The 16,282-nt window shown below is 42.3% G+C and carries 13 protein-coding genes; 10 read left to right on the top strand and 3 right to left on the bottom strand.

The features are described 5' to 3' along the window. Positions 1-195: 195 nt before the first annotated feature. Positions 196-1,641, top strand: coding sequence for an amidase (locus tag L7D49_RS13030; RefSeq protein WP_238081512.1), 1,446 nt, complete (start codon positions 196-198; stop codon positions 1,639-1,641). Between the two features lie 200 nt (positions 1,642-1,841). Here the strand turns inward: L7D49_RS13030 and L7D49_RS13025 are convergent, their stop codons facing one another. Continuing rightward, positions 1,842-2,267: a MarR family winged helix-turn-helix transcriptional regulator gene (locus tag L7D49_RS13025; RefSeq protein ID WP_238081510.1), complete on the bottom strand. Its 426-nt coding sequence runs from the start codon at positions 2,265-2,267 to the stop codon at positions 1,842-1,844. 205 nt (positions 2,268-2,472) lie between these two features. On the opposite strand from L7D49_RS13025, the gene L7D49_RS13020 reads away from it, so the two are divergent. Then, positions 2,473-4,200, top strand: a complete 1,728-nt coding sequence (locus L7D49_RS13020) for a methyl-accepting chemotaxis protein (RefSeq protein ID WP_238081508.1) — start codon at positions 2,473-2,475, stop codon at positions 4,198-4,200. Positions 4,201-4,302: 102 nt separating this feature from the next. Continuing rightward, positions 4,303-5,277 (top strand): proline dehydrogenase family protein, encoded by a 975-nt coding sequence (locus tag L7D49_RS13015; protein ID WP_238081506.1) that lies wholly within the window; start codon positions 4,303-4,305, stop codon positions 5,275-5,277. 71 nt (positions 5,278-5,348) lie between these two features. On the opposite strand, the gene L7D49_RS13010 is transcribed toward L7D49_RS13015, so the two are convergent. After that, positions 5,349-6,365, bottom strand: coding sequence for a DUF1646 family protein (locus L7D49_RS13010; protein ID WP_238081504.1), 1,017 nt, complete (start codon positions 6,363-6,365; stop codon positions 5,349-5,351). A 152-nt stretch (positions 6,366-6,517) separates the two neighbouring features. After that, positions 6,518-8,008, bottom strand: a complete 1,491-nt coding sequence (locus tag L7D49_RS13005) for a peptide MFS transporter (RefSeq protein WP_238081502.1) — start codon at positions 8,006-8,008, stop codon at positions 6,518-6,520. A gap of 369 nt (positions 8,009-8,377) precedes the next feature. On the opposite strand from L7D49_RS13005, the gene L7D49_RS13000 reads away from it, so the two are divergent. The 7 genes from L7D49_RS13000 (at position 8,378) to L7D49_RS12970 (ending at position 16,112) form a co-directional block, all read left to right on the top strand. After that, positions 8,378-10,267 carry an ABC-F family ATP-binding cassette domain-containing protein gene (locus tag L7D49_RS13000; RefSeq protein ID WP_238081500.1) on the top strand — a complete coding sequence of 630 codons (1,890 nt, stop codon included), beginning with the start codon at positions 8,378-8,380 and terminating at the stop codon, positions 10,265-10,267. 19 nt (positions 10,268-10,286) lie between these two features. Beyond that, positions 10,287-11,411, top strand: a complete 1,125-nt coding sequence (locus L7D49_RS12995; RefSeq protein ID WP_238081498.1) for a conserved virulence factor C family protein — start codon at positions 10,287-10,289, stop codon at positions 11,409-11,411. A gap of 454 nt (positions 11,412-11,865) precedes the next feature. Next, on the top strand, positions 11,866-12,750 hold the full coding sequence (ehuB, locus tag L7D49_RS12990; RefSeq protein WP_418895882.1) for an ectoine/hydroxyectoine ABC transporter substrate-binding protein EhuB: 885 nt from the start codon (positions 11,866-11,868) through the stop codon (positions 12,748-12,750). Positions 12,751-12,909: 159 nt separating this feature from the next. Further along, a complete protein-coding gene (locus L7D49_RS12985) occupies positions 12,910-13,572 on the top strand; it encodes an amino acid ABC transporter permease (RefSeq protein ID WP_238081496.1) in 663 nt (220 codons plus the stop codon). Continuing rightward, positions 13,569-14,255 carry an ectoine/hydroxyectoine ABC transporter permease subunit EhuD gene (gene ehuD, locus L7D49_RS12980; protein ID WP_238081494.1) on the top strand — a complete coding sequence of 229 codons (687 nt, stop codon included), beginning with the start codon at positions 13,569-13,571 and terminating at the stop codon, positions 14,253-14,255. Before L7D49_RS12985 ends, ehuD begins: the two co-directional genes overlap by 4 nt. 19 nt (positions 14,256-14,274) lie before the next feature. Then, entirely contained in the window at positions 14,275-15,051 is a 777-nt protein-coding gene (gene ehuA / locus L7D49_RS12975) for an ectoine/hydroxyectoine ABC transporter ATP-binding protein EhuA (protein WP_269135986.1), read from the top strand. A 446-nt stretch (positions 15,052-15,497) separates the two neighbouring features. Beyond that, positions 15,498-16,112: a hypothetical protein gene (locus L7D49_RS12970; protein ID WP_238081493.1), complete on the top strand. Its 615-nt coding sequence runs from the start codon at positions 15,498-15,500 to the stop codon at positions 16,110-16,112. Positions 16,113-16,282 lie beyond the last annotated feature (170 nt).

Raw genomic sequence — 16,282 nt, 5'->3', positions numbered from 1 at the left:
TGAAATGAAGTTCCTGTCGATGTACAGGGACTTTTTTTATGCCAAAATAGCCCGGGTTTACTGAATACCGGCTCCAAGTCCAGCATAGTAATACCATAGAGTGATATTACATAAGTATTAGAATCTTCATAACTATAGTAGTGGATTTCATGTATAATGAAAAGAACTAGATAGCTGAGAGAGAAGGTGCGAATGATGATAAAAGCCAAAGAAGACCTTGTTGCAATGTCGTTGCTTGATCTGGACGTTCATGACCTGCTGAAATTACTCGAGAGTGGACAAGTGAGTTCGTCCGATGCAGTGGAACAGTATATTCAACGAATAGAAAAAGTAAATCCAATTGTAAATTGTGTAGTAGAGGAACGTTTTGCAGCTGCCCGTGAAGAAGCGATTCAAGCTGACATTGCCAGAGAAGAAGGAAAAGGGAAAGGGCGATTGTTTGGCGTCCCGATAAGTGTGAAGGAATCCTTTGATGTAGAAGGGATGGCAACGACCGGTGGATTACTTCGCCGCAAAGGATTTATTCAATATGAAGATGCCGAAGTCGTGGAAAGGTTAAAGGCAGAAGGAGCCATCATCCTTGGAAAAACGAACACGCCGGAGCTTTGTTTTTGCCAGGAAACCGATAATAAATTGTATGGAAGGACGAACAATCCTCATAATGTAACCCGAACGGCCGGCGGATCAAGCGGCGGGGAGGGAGCGATGATTGCAGCTGGCGGAGCGGCAATCGGAATAGGTTCAGATATCGGGGGCTCCATACGATTTCCAAGCCATTTCAATGGAGTAGTCGGGTTCAAATCGGGAAAGGGTAAAGTATCTCAAAAGGGAAGCTATCCATTTGTGGAAGATTCATTGCAGCAAAGGATGCTCGGAATAGGACCGATTGCCAAATCGGTCAGGGATGCCGAACTCCTTTATCATATTATTGCTTACGAATCGCCATCGCCAAAAGAATTGGAACATTTTACCGTTACTGTTTTCAGGACGACGGATTATCCTCTATCTTCGGAGACTACGCGGCTGTTGAACGAAGTATATCTTGCCTTGCGAGAAGAAATGACGACTGAACGTGAACCTATCCCATATTTTGATGAAGCCGCCCAAATTTGGCAAGAAATCATGTCAATCGATGGTGGTCTGAGCAATGCCAGAGAGGCGTATGGGGACGCACCTGTTACACCAATTCGTTCTTATTTTGCCGAGAAGACACGCGGGACAGGGGAAATACACAGCTATCTATCGTGGGCATTATTTGGTGCTTCCTTATTCAGGCCGTCTCCAAAAAGAATTCAACAAATTCATGAATTCTTGGCAAGCGGGGAGGCTGCATTGGAAGAGTATTTGGAAAATCGGATTGTCGTCTTGCCGGTGTATCACTGTGCCGCACCGAAACACGGAATTGTTTATAAAGAAGTCTTCTCCATCCGAAAAACGTTCAAGAAATATTTGCCTTATATCGCTTTTGCGAATACTTGGGGATTGCCGTCCCTTACGATTCCTCTTGGAAAAGATGCGGATGGGATGCCGATAGGACTGCAGTTGATTAGTAAGAATGGAAACGAGGATGCGCTGTTCTCCCTCGGAGAAAAGCTTGAAAGCCGTTTTCAAGGATACGAACGAGCAATGGTACACGTGTAAGGCAGGACAACGAGCGCAACATTGTTATCTTGGAGTTAGAAGTGGCTAACATCCATGAAAGCAGATGTGGCGCTCTTTTTGTCCGTTAACTTTCAGAATATGTGCCTGGAAACGTAAATGGTTTTCTGGGAACGAGCCAGTGCAGACGGTTTGCAACCATATGAACAGAGTCTAGAGCTAGCGTGATTTTAATAATATATTCATTCTCCTAATGCTCTGTCTAACTTTTGATAGATTTGCAGTAATGACTTCTGTTCTTCGGGTGACAGATGGGAGAAAAACTGGGTGTGCAGTTCTTGGCCGTCCTGCTGGGCTTTTTGAAGCAGCTCTTTCCCTTGTTTCGTAATTGTCCAATAAGTGGTGCGTCTATCGGCCTCATCCTTTGTGCGGGTAATCAAGTCCATTTTAACCAGTTTGGTTGACAGGTGAGTCAATGAGGCAGGGGTCAGATGCAGGAATTTCGCTAAATCAGATGGCCTGCATTCTCCTCGTGACTGCAGTTCGTGCAATACAAGAATATGGGTAATCCCCAAATCGATATCAGAGGATTCCCTCCAATGCACGAGCATCTTGTAGGTTACTTTTTCAATGGTATGTATTAAATCAAAAATGGTCTGTTCCGGCATGATTCATTCCTCCTGCTTTCGCAAAGCATACAGTATCTATCCGTTATAGCAGAACTTAAGAGAAAAGACAAATTGTAGGGAGAAATATGTTCACTATAATTTAAGATTTAGTACACTAAAGTACTTTTTTCATAACTAGATTTAAAGTAATATAGACTATGTACGAAGAAATAATTGACAATTGAATAGAGGAGCGAACTACCCCATGAAGATCAAACAGACACTGACATTTCAACTAGGGGCCATTATCGTTGGCATCCTGATCGCTATGCTGGCGATCACTTCGATAGCCACCTATAAGACCGCCTATGAAAAGCTCTATGATGCAGCAGGGATCGAAGCATACGGCTGCGCCAACATTACGACCGGTTTAATTTTCTCCAAGGATATTGATCAGGCACTCGCTGGAGACGCATCAACGATTGAAAGGGTCGGCAAAACGCTGAATTGGACAACGGAACATAAGACTATATTTCATGCTCAATACATACTGGATTTAAACGGAAAAATCATTGCTCTGGATGACAATCTAAAAGCGGATGGTTTTCAAGCCGGCGATCAATTCATGATGGATGAAAAAGCAGTCGCGATGCTAGTCGATATGAAACATCCGACGTACTCAGAACCGTACACGTTTGGCGGAATGAAACGCCTATCAGGCTATGCGCCGATTTTTAAAGATCATGATCCGTCCAAGGAAGTTATCGCTGTGAGTGTCATCGACTTTGACGCGAGCATTGTCGGTGATCGGACATGGGACGTTGTGAGAAATGGAATCTTTATCAGCCTGATACCGATGTTGATCGCTGCGGTCGTGACTATTTATCTTTTACGTCGCAAAACACGTCCGATTTCCTCGATGATCGAACATGCGAAGGAAGTGGCTTCTGGTAATTTGGCTATTGCAGATCTGCCATTCGACAGCCGGGATGAAGTAGGAGATTTAAGCCGGACTTTGAATCAGATGACGACCAATTTGCGTACGATGATCGACACCATGAAATCAACTTCTGATCGATTAATGGAGAATGCTGTAAACAGTTCGAGTACGTTAAGAGAAATGGAAGAAGCGATTCAAATGGTTGCACATAATATGGGGGATGTCGCTGAAGGAGTTACAGATGGAACCCGACACGCGGAACATGCTTCTTCTATTTTAAATTCGTTGGCAGAAAGCTTGCAGAATACGAAGGACAAAGCCGACGTAACTGTTGAGAATTCCAATGTGACCATGTCCATGGCGCAGGAGGGGGAAGGCCGCGCGAAAGAAATAAGTAAGGACATGACGGAAATTAAAGCATCTTCTGTGGAAACGAATCAAACGATTCAGGCATTGATCGAGTCGGCGCAAAGGATTCAGGCAATCACCACATCCATCGCCACAATAGCATCCCAGACAAATTTGCTGGCCTTGAATGCATCCATTGAGGCTGCAAGGGCAGGAGAGCATGGGAAAGGTTTTGCAGTGGTGGCGGAGGAAGTTCGTAAGCTGGCAGAGCAGTCGAATGCAGAAGTAGCGGAAGTAGAGAAATTGGTAAGCGATATTACAACGACTATCCACCAAGTCGTTTCCTCCACAGATGCAAGCATGAGACGGATCGAAACAGGTACAGGAACTGTTAAAATGACAGCTGATTCACTGCATGAAATTTCAAATGCTGTCTTGGGGACAGTAAAAGACGTCAATCTTATTTCAGATCTCATGACTACTGAAGCGGATAAATCAAATCAAGTCGTTCAGTTGATTGATCATCTAAAAACGATGATTTACGAGATCGAAGAGAAGACGACCAATATATCATCCGCTACCGAAGAGACGACCGCCTCGATTATGGAAGTGGCGAGCCGTTCAGATGAAACAAAAGGAATGGCGGAAGAATTGAAGAAGATTGTCGATCAATTTACGACCCGATTAGATAATCCAGATAAATAAACAATTATTACAAGCTGTGAGCCGGACTTTTTTTGTAATGAACAATCAGGCTTGTGGTATAATCATTATGGAACGAAAACTTTTGATCGAGGAGCTATGCATATGTTACTTAAAGACTTTTTTATCGGCCTATCTCAAAACCAATTCCTTAATAGCGCAGCGAAGAAGTATGGTTTGCGTATGGGCGCGCAAAATGTAGTGGCAGGCACAAATATTGCCGAGACGATTGCAAGCATCAAAGAATTAAACAAGCATGGCATTTCTTGCACAGTCGACAATCTTGGAGAATTCGTTTTTGAAAAAGAAGAAGCGACTGCTGCAAAAAATCAGATCCTGGAAGTCATTGAAGCGATCCATGATAACGGAGTCGATGCACATGTTTCTTTGAAGCCTTCTCAATTGGGCTTGGATATCGATTATGATTTCTGTAAGGAAAACTTGCGTGAAATCGTTTCGAAAGCTCATTCTTATGGCATTTTTGTAAACTTCGATATGGAAGACTATGCCCGTCTACAACCGTCCTACGATTTGCTGGACGAGCTGTCCAAGGACTATGACAACATTGGAACGGTTATCCAAGCGTATTTCTTCCGTGCAGAAGAGGATTTACACAAACATAAGGACTTCCGCCTCCGTATTGTTAAAGGAGCTTACAAGGAGCCTGCTGAGTATGCATATCAGGATAAATCCGATATCGATAAAAACTTTGTTAAATTGATCGAATGGCATTTATTAAACGGTAAATTTACTTCCATTGCGACTCATGACCATAATGTTATTAACCATGTGAAGCAATTCGTGAAAGAACATAATATATCGAACGACAAATTTGAATTCCAAATGCTATACGGCTTCCGTCGTGACATGCAATTGGAACTTGCGAGAGAAGGGTACAATTTCTGTACGTATGTTCCATTCGGCCAAGATTGGTATGGATATTTCATGCGCAGATTGGCGGAGCGTCCGCAAAACCTCAATCTTGTCGTAAAACAAGTATTTAACAAGAAAACGAATACGGCAATTGGCCTTGCAGCAGGTGCATTCCTGCTTGGAAGATTGACGAAGCGTAAAAAATAATAACTTCACCCAATTCCCGGTAAGTAGTTCTTACAAGAACTGCCTGCCGGGTTTTTATTGTTACGACATGGTCAGCGAGTTGTCACAATGACAATGAAATAAAACAACATAGCGATCAAACCAAGTGGCAATCCAAAACGAGCCCACTCTGCGCTCGTAATGTTTAATTTTCCTGCCACGATAATGTTCGGGATATTACCAGGGATCAGCATGCCTCCGCTTACTAACAAGCCAAGCAAGACAGAACGGATCGTATGGGAGTCCATTTGGATGCTGATTTCTGCAGCGGCGAGTGTAGCGTTATCCAGTATGGCCGATATCATATTGATCCAATAGAGAATCAAAGGATTTACTCCGATTAAAAAACGTTCGATGACCGGTTCAAATCCTGCACCTAGCATTGTCAATGCCATCACAAATACATACACCTTTACTCCTCGCCAAAGTATGCCTGCGGCAGATTCCTCGCTTTGACGTTTCCTGGATAGAGACATGTTCTTTACAGGTTCAATGCACACAGCCCCTAGAATGCCAAAAATCAATACGCCAAGTATAATATCAGATCCTATGAGATTGAATAAGTAAAAAAAATCAGCGTTCAGTTTACTCGTCGCAATCGTGCTTAGAGGCTCGCCAATCGGTGTGAGGACTGCACCTAACCCGATAGAGAAACATGCCAGGATGACAAAACGAATTTCAGACTTCCTATGGAGGTTGACCACCATTGTAATGGAAGCGAGAATGATCGCTGCAATAATGGCGGTAATGATGCTGGAAAGCAGACCTAAAACGATAATAATGATCGGGAAGAAAAGCCGCTGGGGAAGAAGTTGCATTAATTTTGTAATTCCTGCTTCGAACGGATTGCGGATCCATTTGAATAAGAATCCGGCAGTCACAACTGCTATTGTAATCATCGCAGGATCTTCAATGGCTTTCAGCAATAATCCCTTGTCCAAAACACCGCTGCAAATGGCAGCTGACAACCCCATTACAAAAAGAAACAACTCCAAGTTTCTTTCAATAGTTGGGACGAGAAAGGGCAGCAGCAGTACGGAAAGTAAAATGATCAATAACAAAATATACATGGAATCCCTCATCTCCAGTTCGAATTGACAATACTTCATCATATCGAAAAGAAGCGAAAAGTATTAATCAGATCGGTATGCATTGTGAGTTTTTTAGAAAAAAAAGACTGCAGCCCAACAGTAAAGTTGGAAACTGCAGTCTTAGAATGAGATTAGTGTACGCCACGCATGAATCGTTGGATAATCGGTGAAATCGCGAAAAGCAAAATACTTAGACCGATGGCGACACCGCCGATTACTCCGAAGTACATCATTTCTGTTTCTGGGGAATAGAGTTTAACTAATTGTGCATTCAAAGCTTGTGCTGCTGCGTTTGAAAGGAACCAGAGACTCATCGTTTGGGCCGAGAATGCTGCCGGAGCCAATTTTGTCGTTGCGGACAAACCGACTGGAGACAAGCACAATTCACCAATTACGACAGTGAAAATACTTAGGACAAGCCAAAGTGGATTCACCAATGCATCCGTTCCTCCGAAGTAAGAAGGTACGAGGATGACGATAAATGAAATACCGGCAAACAAGATACCAAGCGAGAACTTTTGTGGAATGGATGGCTGGCGGTTGCCCAATTTCACCCATAGCCACGCAAATACCGGTGCAAAGGTAATAATGAATAATGGATTCAATGACTGGAACCAAGCCGGAGAGATATGGAAGCCCATGAAATCCAGGTTGGTGCGTTTATCCGCATATAGCGCTAAAATCGTCGATCCTTGTTCTTGAATTGCCCAGAACATGACAGATGCAAGGAACAAAGGAATATAAGCCAAAATGCGCGAACGTTCCACGTCATTCGTTTTCGAGCTGCGGTACATGACGATAAAATAGGCTGCAGGAATCAAGAATCCTAGAATACCAACGATTGCGATGAACGAATCAAAAGTTAACCAGCCTTTTGGAATGGCAATCGCAACGAAGATACCGATTACAATAGCGACAACCGCAAAGATTGTGAAAATTCTTTTCTTTTCAGATGCAGAAAGTGGATTTTTTACTTGCAATCCTGCAAGTCCTAGGTTTTTCTTTTTTGTAGCAACGAATATGACGAGACCAATAAACATTCCAATCGCTGCAACTCCAAAGCCTAAGTGAAAACTTGTCTTCATCAATTCGCCAACAATTAACGGGGAGATGAAGGCACCCATGTTAATTCCCATATAGAAAATACTAAAGCCAGCATCACGACGATTGTCGTCCATTGAATAAATATCGCCGACTATACTCGATACATTCGGTTTCAAGAGGCCTGTCCCAATTACGATCAACACCATGGAGATCAAGAATAATGCGACATTTCCGGGTATTGCAAGTGCAATATGACCGAGCATAATAAAGACTCCACCGAAGAACACAGCCCGTGATGTTCCGAATACACGGTCAGCGAGCCAACCTCCGATGATACCGGACATGTAAACGAGAGATCCGTAAATGGACATGACGGATAATGCGAGTTCTTCGCTTAATCCAAGACCGCCTTTAGAGACTTCATAGTACATATAGAAAACGAGGATGGCCCTCATTCCATAGTAAGAAAAGCGCTCCCAAAACTCAGTGAAAAATAATGTGAACAAACCTTTCGGGTGCCCAAAGAATCCTTTTTGTGGAACACTTTCGACAATTTGTTCTTTAGTATACTCCGACATTTCATTTCCTCCTTTATATTGCTCTATTATATAAACAAACATTTTTATTTGTCAAAAATAATTTATTTCCATTTATTAATTTGATTCAGACTTAATAAATAGCGAGTTTTCTTTCGAAATTGTCTATAAAGTTTTATTTTCAAATAATATTAAACAGTAGTTAATAAAACAATTTTAAAATCTTTCCGTACACTGGATACCCAGTTCACCTACCGCTAAACCTCTAACTGATCTTTTTCGCGAAATAACAATTTCTTAAGCAAAATATGGCTGTCTTAGAAAGATTCCGATCAAAACAACTTATATGCACACTGCACTGCTTATGAGCTATGATAGTAGTATGCAGTCAGTAGAAATGGATGTGGTACAATGAGTCAATTAATTATAGAGAACCTAACTAAAACCGTAGGGGAGAAAACGTTATTTAATAAGATTTCCTTTACAATAGAGAGCGGAGAAAAAATTGGATTAATCGGCATCAACGGGACTGGCAAATCGACGTTGCTGTCGATTTTGGCTGGGCAGGAGCCGGCAGATGAACTGACAAAAGATCATCCCAATAAATATTCGATCGCTTATTTGCCGCAAGAGCCATTTGTCGATCCGGATAAAACAGTCATTGAAACGGTCTTTACGAGTGAGGCACCGATCATCAAGCTTAATTTGGATTATGAGCATGCCCTCGCTTCTCTTTCGGAGGATCCGGAGTCGGCTGTACATCAGGAACGTTACGCCCGGCTTCAGAATGAAATGGACGCCACGTCTGCTTGGGATCTAAACACAAAGGCCAGAACGATCCTCACAAAATTAGGCATCGATACATTTGATAAGAAAATGGGTGAGTTATCCGGCGGGCAGAAGAAAAGAGTATCCCTAGCCAAGGTGCTCATTGAACCATCCGATCTTTTGTTGTTGGACGAGCCGACCAACCATTTGGATGTTAAGTCGATTGAGTGGCTTCAAGATTATTTGAACAATGAATCAGGTGCTGTGCTGTTCATTACTCACGACCGTTATTTTTTGGATGCGGTGTCAACGAGTATCTATGAGCTTGCCGATAAAACCCTATATTCACATAAAGGAAATTATGCCGATTTTCTGGAAGCGAAATCATTGCGGCTTGAAATGGCGCAGGCAACAGAATCCAAAATGCGCAATCGTTATCGCAATGAATTGAAGTGGATCAGACGTGGTGCGAAGGCACGTTCGACAAAGCAGAAAGCGAGAATCGGCCGGTTTGAAGAACTAGAAGAACAAGTGAAAAAAAATGATACTGCTATGGACTTGGATGTTTCTTTAAAGACCTCCCGTCTTGGTAAAAAAGTAGTGGAGATGGAAGGAATCGCAAAAACGTATGCAGACAAAGAAGTGATTCGATCTTTTTCAGCCATTCTTCAGACGGGTGACCGCATTGCGATCGTCGGGCCAAATGGGGCAGGGAAAACGACATTATTAAAATTGATATCAGGTGAACTCTTGCCAGATCAAGGGGCGATTGAAAGAGGGTCCACTGTTAAGCTTGCTCATTTCCATCAACAAAATCCTGTAATGGATGAGAGCAAAAGAATTATTGAATATATTAGGGAAACGTCAAATGACATAGAAGATTCGGATGGCGTCCGTGTTTCGGCCACTCAAATGCTGGAACGTTTCTTATTCCCATCATCCAGTCACGGAACGCCAATTGGTAAATTGTCCGGGGGAGAGCGGAAGCGTCTTTACCTGCTGAAGCTATTGATGGAACAGCCGAACGTTCTTTTATTGGATGAGCCGACCAATGATCTAGATATTGATACTCTTTCTGTATTGGAAACCTACATTGACACTTTCCCGGGTGTTGTCCTGACAGTTTCGCATGATCGATTCTTTCTGGACAGGACCTCCACGAAATTGTGGGCTTTGGACGGTTCAGGCAAGGTTAATATCATCTTCAGCGTATACACAGATTATTTGAATGAGATAGCAGCAGAAACAAAAGGACGCATCGTGGAGGCTAAAACTGAGCCGGCCCCAGTGAAAACGGATCCGCAGCCAGTAAAAAAACGAATGACATATGCCGAAAAGCGCGAATGGGAAACAATTGAGGCGGATATTGAAAAAGTGGAATCAGAAATCGAATTGACTGAAGCAGAAATGGTTACGTCCGGTTCGGATTATGATACATTGCAAGTATTGACAAAGAAGCTCGATGAGTTAAATGCTGCGTACGAATTGTTAATCGAACGTTGGACGTATTTACAGGAAATTGCTGAGTCTTAAAGAAAAGGAGGTATCCGTCATGAAAATAGTGACAATTGAGCCTACACCTAGCCCAAACTCGATGAAAATCGTATTGGATGCTGAATTGCCGGCAGGTGTCAGCCATAACTACAAAAAAGAGGATGCGCACGATGTATCCTCACCTATCCGTGAATTGCTGTCCATTCAAGGTGTGAAAGGGATTTATCATGTCTTGAATTTTATGGCTATTGAGCGTGTGGGAAATGTCGCATGGGAAACGATACTTGCTTCTGTTCAAGCTGTTTTCAACGAGGAAAGTGAGAGTGTGCAAGATGCAGCCCCGGCGGCAGATGAACATTTTGGAGAAGTGTATGTCCATGTACAAACGTATAAAGATATTCCGCTGCAAGTAAAAGTGTTCGACAGTGAGTCTGAACAAAGATTCGGTCTGAGCGATCGTTTTCGTAAGGCAATGGATAAAGTACATGGCGCTGAAGTGGAAAACTATATCTTGCTGCGGAAATGGGCGGACTATGGTATTCGCTATGGTGATAAAAAAGAGATTGGAGAAACTGTGGCCTCGGAGATTGAAGCTGCATACCCGGATGAAAGGCTAGCGGATATCATTAAACGAACTACAGAACAAAACGACAACTCTGCAGGCAAAAATAAGAACAAAGTGTCCGTAGAAGAGTTTTGTGTGGGTGAATGGGAAAAGCGTTTTCAATTGCTCGACCAAATGCCTGATCCTGATGTATCCGATCTTCCTCTTCTAGATGCTGCCTTGGATGATGAAAAAATGTCCATCCGCCGGCTGGCGACCGTCTATTTGGGAATGGTGGAAGATGAAGCAGTTATACCGTTAGTGGAAAAAGCACTACAAGATAAAAGCTGGGCAGTGCGCAGGACTGCAGGAGATTGTATGAGCGATCTTGGATTTGAAGGGTTTGAACAAGCAGCAATTGAGGCGTTGAAAGACAAAAACAAGCTTGTACGCTGGCGCGCAGCGATGTTTTTATATGAAACAGGTACAGAAAATGCGCTTCCAGCTTTACATGAAGCGGAGAACGATCCTGAGTTTGAAGTCAGACTCCAAGTTGGTATGGCAATTGCCCGTATTGAAGAAGGGGAAGATGCCAAAGGTTCGATCTGGAAACAGATGACTGAAATTCGAAATGGTTAATTACAAAAGCAGGTGGCATTCATGTTAAATGGATGTCACCTTTTTTATTTCAAATAAAATAATCGTATGAGATATGAGGCTGAGTGAGTCTAATATATAGAGAAGCATCTACATGTCGGAGCTGTTCGTAAACTGATAAAGTAGAACTCCAATCGACATTTTTACGTCGGTTTTTTTATTTTATTTTTTTATTAAATGATAAATGTATAATTGGAAAAAACATTGCATAAAAAGTGAGAGATAAAACGCTTTCACTGTAAATATTGATGCTGGATGAAAATTTAAAATAAAATATAAAAATTGGTTTAATCGTTGATTTGAATGGTTTAGATGAATGTAATTTAGTTAGGTAGAAGGAAAAATGGCAGATATGCAGTTGAACTGAAAAATTTCCTATGTTACTCTGGAAACTATCAAACTTTCGGGTTTGATGAAAATACTAAGGAGGTCAATTGTGAAGAAAATCAAAGGTATTGTTGTAGCCATGGGAATTGTTTTATTGCTGGCCGCATGCGGGAATGGAAAATCCAATTCATCTGCGGCAGACGGGGATCTGTTGAAGTCCCTGCAGGACAAAGGAGTTGTAAAAGTCGGTTTCGCCAATGAGAAACCGTACGCGTATGAAGAAAATGGTGAATTAAAAGGCGGTGCAGTCGCAATTGCAACGGCCGTTTTTGAAAACCTTGGCATAGAGGAAGTCGATGGGCATTTGTCTGATTTTTCGCAGCTGATCCCTGGATTAGGTGCTAGGAAATTTGATGTGATTACAGCAGGAATGGCCATTACTCCGGATCGTTGTGAAAATGTGGCATTCGGCGAACCGGAAATGCAATACGGAGAAGGGCTTATCGTGAAGACAGGGAATCCGAAAGACTTACGCAGCTATAAAGACATTGCTTCCAATCCAGACATCAAAGTTGCAGTCATGAGTGGAGCTACAGAAAAGGATTTCATGCTCCGGGAAGGGGTTAGTGAGAAGCAAATTATGATGGTGCCAGATATTCCTGCATCTTTTGCAGCGGTTGAATCCGGAAGGGCAGACGCAACGACAGGCACCGAAATGACGATCAAGATGGCTTTAGAATCGGCCAACAAAGATAAATTGGAGTTTGTAGGCGACTTCGAACAACCTGAAATCGAAGGAGTTCCCAGCTATGGTGCAGCAGCATTCCGAATCGATGATGATGAATTGCGCGAAGCATACAATGCGGAGTTGAAAAAGCTGAAGGAAAGCGGGAAAATTGCGGAGCTGATTGAACCGTATGGTTTCACAGAAGAGCTGAATGTTGTTGACCTGGAGTTGACGACAGAAAGTATTTGCAGCGGCGAAAACTACTGACCACAAAATATGCGGTTGCCTTGACTCGGTGAGTAATTAAAAAAGTGTCTTGCGCAATAACAGAAATTGTCGAAAGTTTCTCTGAACAAAACCCCCTCTATTATCAAGTGGGGGACTGCTGCTGAATCCAGCGATTAGTATAAAAACGGAGTTGTTTCAATGAGTTCCATTACAGATATTTCGATCGTTCTTTTGAGCGGATTAAAGATAACATTGATTGTTTTATTATTATCGATTGTTTTTTCCACGCTGATTGCTCTCATAGCAGGCCTATCGAGAGTTTCGAATCACTTGCTTGTTACAAAGTTTACCGGTTTTTATGTTGAAATTTTCCGCGGTACCTCGTTAATCGTCCAGTTATTCTGGTTCTCCTACGCATTGCCCGGTTTGTTCAATATTCACCTCGGAAGTGATATATGGGTTGCGGTACTAGCGATCTCATTGAATTACGGCGCATATATGTCGGAAATTGTTAGGGGTGCCATCCTTTCCATACCAGCCGGTCAGACAGAAGCTTCGATCGCACTAAATTTCACTGGATTTCAACGGATGCGTTATGTCATTTTGCCGCAGGCCATCCGAATGATGTTGCCTGAGTATGGAAACTATATCATTCAAATATTAAAAGCGACATCTTTAGTTTCATTGATTGGTTTAACGGATCTGTTGTATTACGGAAATATTTATCGGAGCACTCATTTGTCTGAAGCGCCAACCGTGTATTTGTTAATCTTGGTTGTCTATTTCCTTCTGGCGCTGCCACTTATCTTTCTCACTAGACGTATGGAAAAATTTGCGAAGAAGGGAGTGGTACACGGATGACTTGGAGTTGGGATGTGTTTTTTCATGTCATTCCATTAATTTTTAAAGGATTATGGATTACACTCGGTTTGACCATTGCCTGTTATGCATTCGCTATGATTTTCGGCTTTTTCTGGGTGTTCATGAACCGGATTACGTGGAAGCCGGTTAACTGGTTGTTCAAATGGATAGCTGAATTCATCCGGTCAACCCCGCCTCTCGTGCAGCTTTTCTTCATTTATTATGCTTGGCCCGCCATTCCGGGTATCGGTGTTGCTTTAAATCCGTTCGCCGCTGCCATACTCGGCCTCGGTCTCCACTTCAGCACATATACTTCAGAAGTGTATCGTTCCGGAATCGAAAGTGTGGAAAAAGGACAATGGGAAGCTGCGACCGCTTTAAACTTATCGGTAAAGCAGAAATGGTTGCATATCATTTTGCCGCAGGCAATACCTCCCACGATACCGATGTTGGGGAATTATCTCATCATCATGTTTAAGGAAGTTCCTCTCGCTTCTACAATTGGAGTGGTCGCGATGCTGCATATCGCCAACGACTATGGCGCGCAATATTATAAATTTGTCGAACCTTTAACGGTCGTCGCTTTGTTCTTCCTTTTATTAAGCTATCCATCCGCACTGCTAATCCGCAAGCTCGAAAGGAAATACAATCGCAGATTCGATAAGAGAACAGCAACTTTATAAAGATGGGGAGTTTTAGATAATGAATGCACCAATTGTGCAATACAAAAATGTCAGAAAAGCTTTCGGAGATGTAGAGGTTCTGAAGGGGATCGATCTAGATATCGCGCCTGGAGAAAAAGTGGCATTGATTGGTCCTAGTGGATCAGGCAAGACGACCATTATCCGATTGCTTATGACATTGGAAGAACCAACTTCTGGTGTGATTGAAGTAAATGGTGAAAACCTTTGGCTAATGGAAAAAGGGAGCAAAATGCTACCTGCTGACGAGAAACACTTGCGGGCTATCCGCGGAGACATTGGCATGGTATTCCAGCATTTTAACCTGTTCCCGCATATGACGATATTGGAAAATTGCATGCTTGCCCCAACTATTGTGAAAAAGAAGGATAAGGCAGCTGTCCGCGAAAACGCCCTGGAGATGTTGGATAAGGTTGGGCTTTCCGATAAGGTTGATTTGTATCCGAGTCAATTGTCAGGAGGCCAAAAACAACGGGTCGCAATGGCGAGGGCACTGATGATGAAACCTAAAGTTATGTTGTTTGATGAGGTAACATCTGCGTTGGACCCGGAACTTGTCGGTGAAGTTTTGGAAGTAATTCGTGGACTGGCAAAATCCGGAGAAATGGCGATGATCCTTGTCACGCATGAAATGGATTTTGCGTTGGACATCGCCGATCGTGTGCTTTTCCTAAATGAAGGTGTTATTGAAGAAGAGGGACATCCGGAAGAAATTTTGGTGAATCCGAAGAGTGAACGGCTGCAAGATTTCTTAAGTCGCTTTACTAGTAGTAGATAATAATATTATGTAAACTTAATAATGTGTTTGTAACACGGGGAGAAAACATGAAATAGCATATCAAGCGGGGACGCAATTCGCATATGAATTGGTGTCCCTGTTTTTGTTGTTATATCAATGATATGGCTTAAATTCAGATGACTTGGTATTCCTGTTGGCGTGGAAATTCACAACATCGCATAAAATTATGTAACGAAGCGAGTTATAGTGCTGAGTGTATGGTTAAAACATCTGTTGTTATATTCCGATTAGATGTTAATTGAAGTGCTTTTAGCGAGATGAGTTGTTAGTTTAAAATGAATTACTATTGTTAATGGAAATGGATAAATTTTAAAGGACTTGGAGAATTCCGCCCGAATAATAATTCACTAAAGGAATATTTAATGAACCTTATTGTTTTATGATACGTATAACAAATAAGGTCAAATTATTAAAGGGAGAGTTGTATGAAACATATCAAAAAGTATTCAATCACATTCATGTTGATTTTTCTTTTGGCGGGCTGCTCTTTCCTGTCACCGAAAGGTCCATCCGATGCAAGTTTAAGCATCAAGCCGTATACATTGAGCGAACATGAAGGGTTATTGTTTGCAAGGGCAGGAGCGGACATTCCGCAATTCTTTACAGTGAATGGAAAAATCGCTGAAGATGAAGATCTCAAGTATTCCGTCGAGGTATACCATGAAGGAAAATTCAAAGAGGAATTGCTGTTGACTTCTTCGACGGTTGACAAGCAGTTTAAAGGGGAGTTGATTGCATTTAATGTAATGGAACTCGATGAAAAACAAGCGGAAATCTTGCTCAGTTACCCTTCAGGAAGCACATCGACGACATACCCCATTGAAGTTGCAAACTTATCCCGTTCATTCGGGAATCTCGTAGGAACAGATTTCACTCTTCTTAAAGACAAACCGACCTATCTTGCCGTTTGGGTAGGGACGAAAGGCAGCATGCTCCGCAGTGTCACTCCTTCAGATAACGGCGGGTTGCCTGAAGATCTTGAAGCTTATGATATCGCTTTTCTGTACAAGGTCGTCTGGACTGATGCGGGACGGGAATGAGGCAAGAAGACAATAGGAAAATACCAGATTCTAAAGAGTTTAGAAAACAGGGAAAAAACATTAAATAGCATACAAGTGGGGACGCAATTCGCATATGAATTGGTGTCCCTTCTTTTGTTGTTATATCAACGATATGACTTAAATTTAAGATGAATCGGTATAACTATAGG

It is taken from the genome of Sporosarcina cyprini (genome assembly GCF_022048975.1).
Taxonomy (GTDB): domain Bacteria; phylum Bacillota; class Bacilli; order Bacillales_A; family Planococcaceae; genus Sporosarcina; species Sporosarcina cyprini.
Note: the sequence above shows the minus strand (reverse complement) of the source record. Positions and strands in the feature narration are given on the sequence as shown.

Coding starts and splice junctions, on each gene's coding strand:
- L7D49_RS13030 (WP_238081512.1), top strand. CDS start 196: ATGATAAAAGCCAAAGAAGACCTTGTTGCAATGTCGTTGCTTGATCTG.
- L7D49_RS13020 (WP_238081508.1), top strand. CDS start 2,473: ATGAAGATCAAACAGACACTGACATTTCAACTAGGGGCCATTATCGTT.
- L7D49_RS12995 (WP_238081498.1), top strand. CDS start 10,287: ATGAAAATAGTGACAATTGAGCCTACACCTAGCCCAAACTCGATGAAA.
- L7D49_RS13025 (WP_238081510.1), bottom strand. CDS start 2,267: ATGCCGGAACAGACCATTTTTGATTTAATACATACCATTGAAAAAGTA.
- ehuD (WP_238081494.1), top strand. CDS start 13,569: ATGACTTGGAGTTGGGATGTGTTTTTTCATGTCATTCCATTAATTTTT.
- L7D49_RS12970 (WP_238081493.1), top strand. CDS start 15,498: ATGAAACATATCAAAAAGTATTCAATCACATTCATGTTGATTTTTCTT.
- L7D49_RS13005 (WP_238081502.1), bottom strand. CDS start 8,008: ATGTCGGAGTATACTAAAGAACAAATTGTCGAAAGTGTTCCACAAAAA.
- L7D49_RS12985 (WP_238081496.1), top strand. CDS start 12,910: ATGAGTTCCATTACAGATATTTCGATCGTTCTTTTGAGCGGATTAAAG.
- L7D49_RS13010 (WP_238081504.1), bottom strand. CDS start 6,365: ATGTATATTTTGTTATTGATCATTTTACTTTCCGTACTGCTGCTGCCC.
- L7D49_RS13000 (WP_238081500.1), top strand. CDS start 8,378: ATGAGTCAATTAATTATAGAGAACCTAACTAAAACCGTAGGGGAGAAA.
- L7D49_RS13015 (WP_238081506.1), top strand. CDS start 4,303: ATGTTACTTAAAGACTTTTTTATCGGCCTATCTCAAAACCAATTCCTT.
- ehuA (WP_269135986.1), top strand. CDS start 14,275: ATGAATGCACCAATTGTGCAATACAAAAATGTCAGAAAAGCTTTCGGA.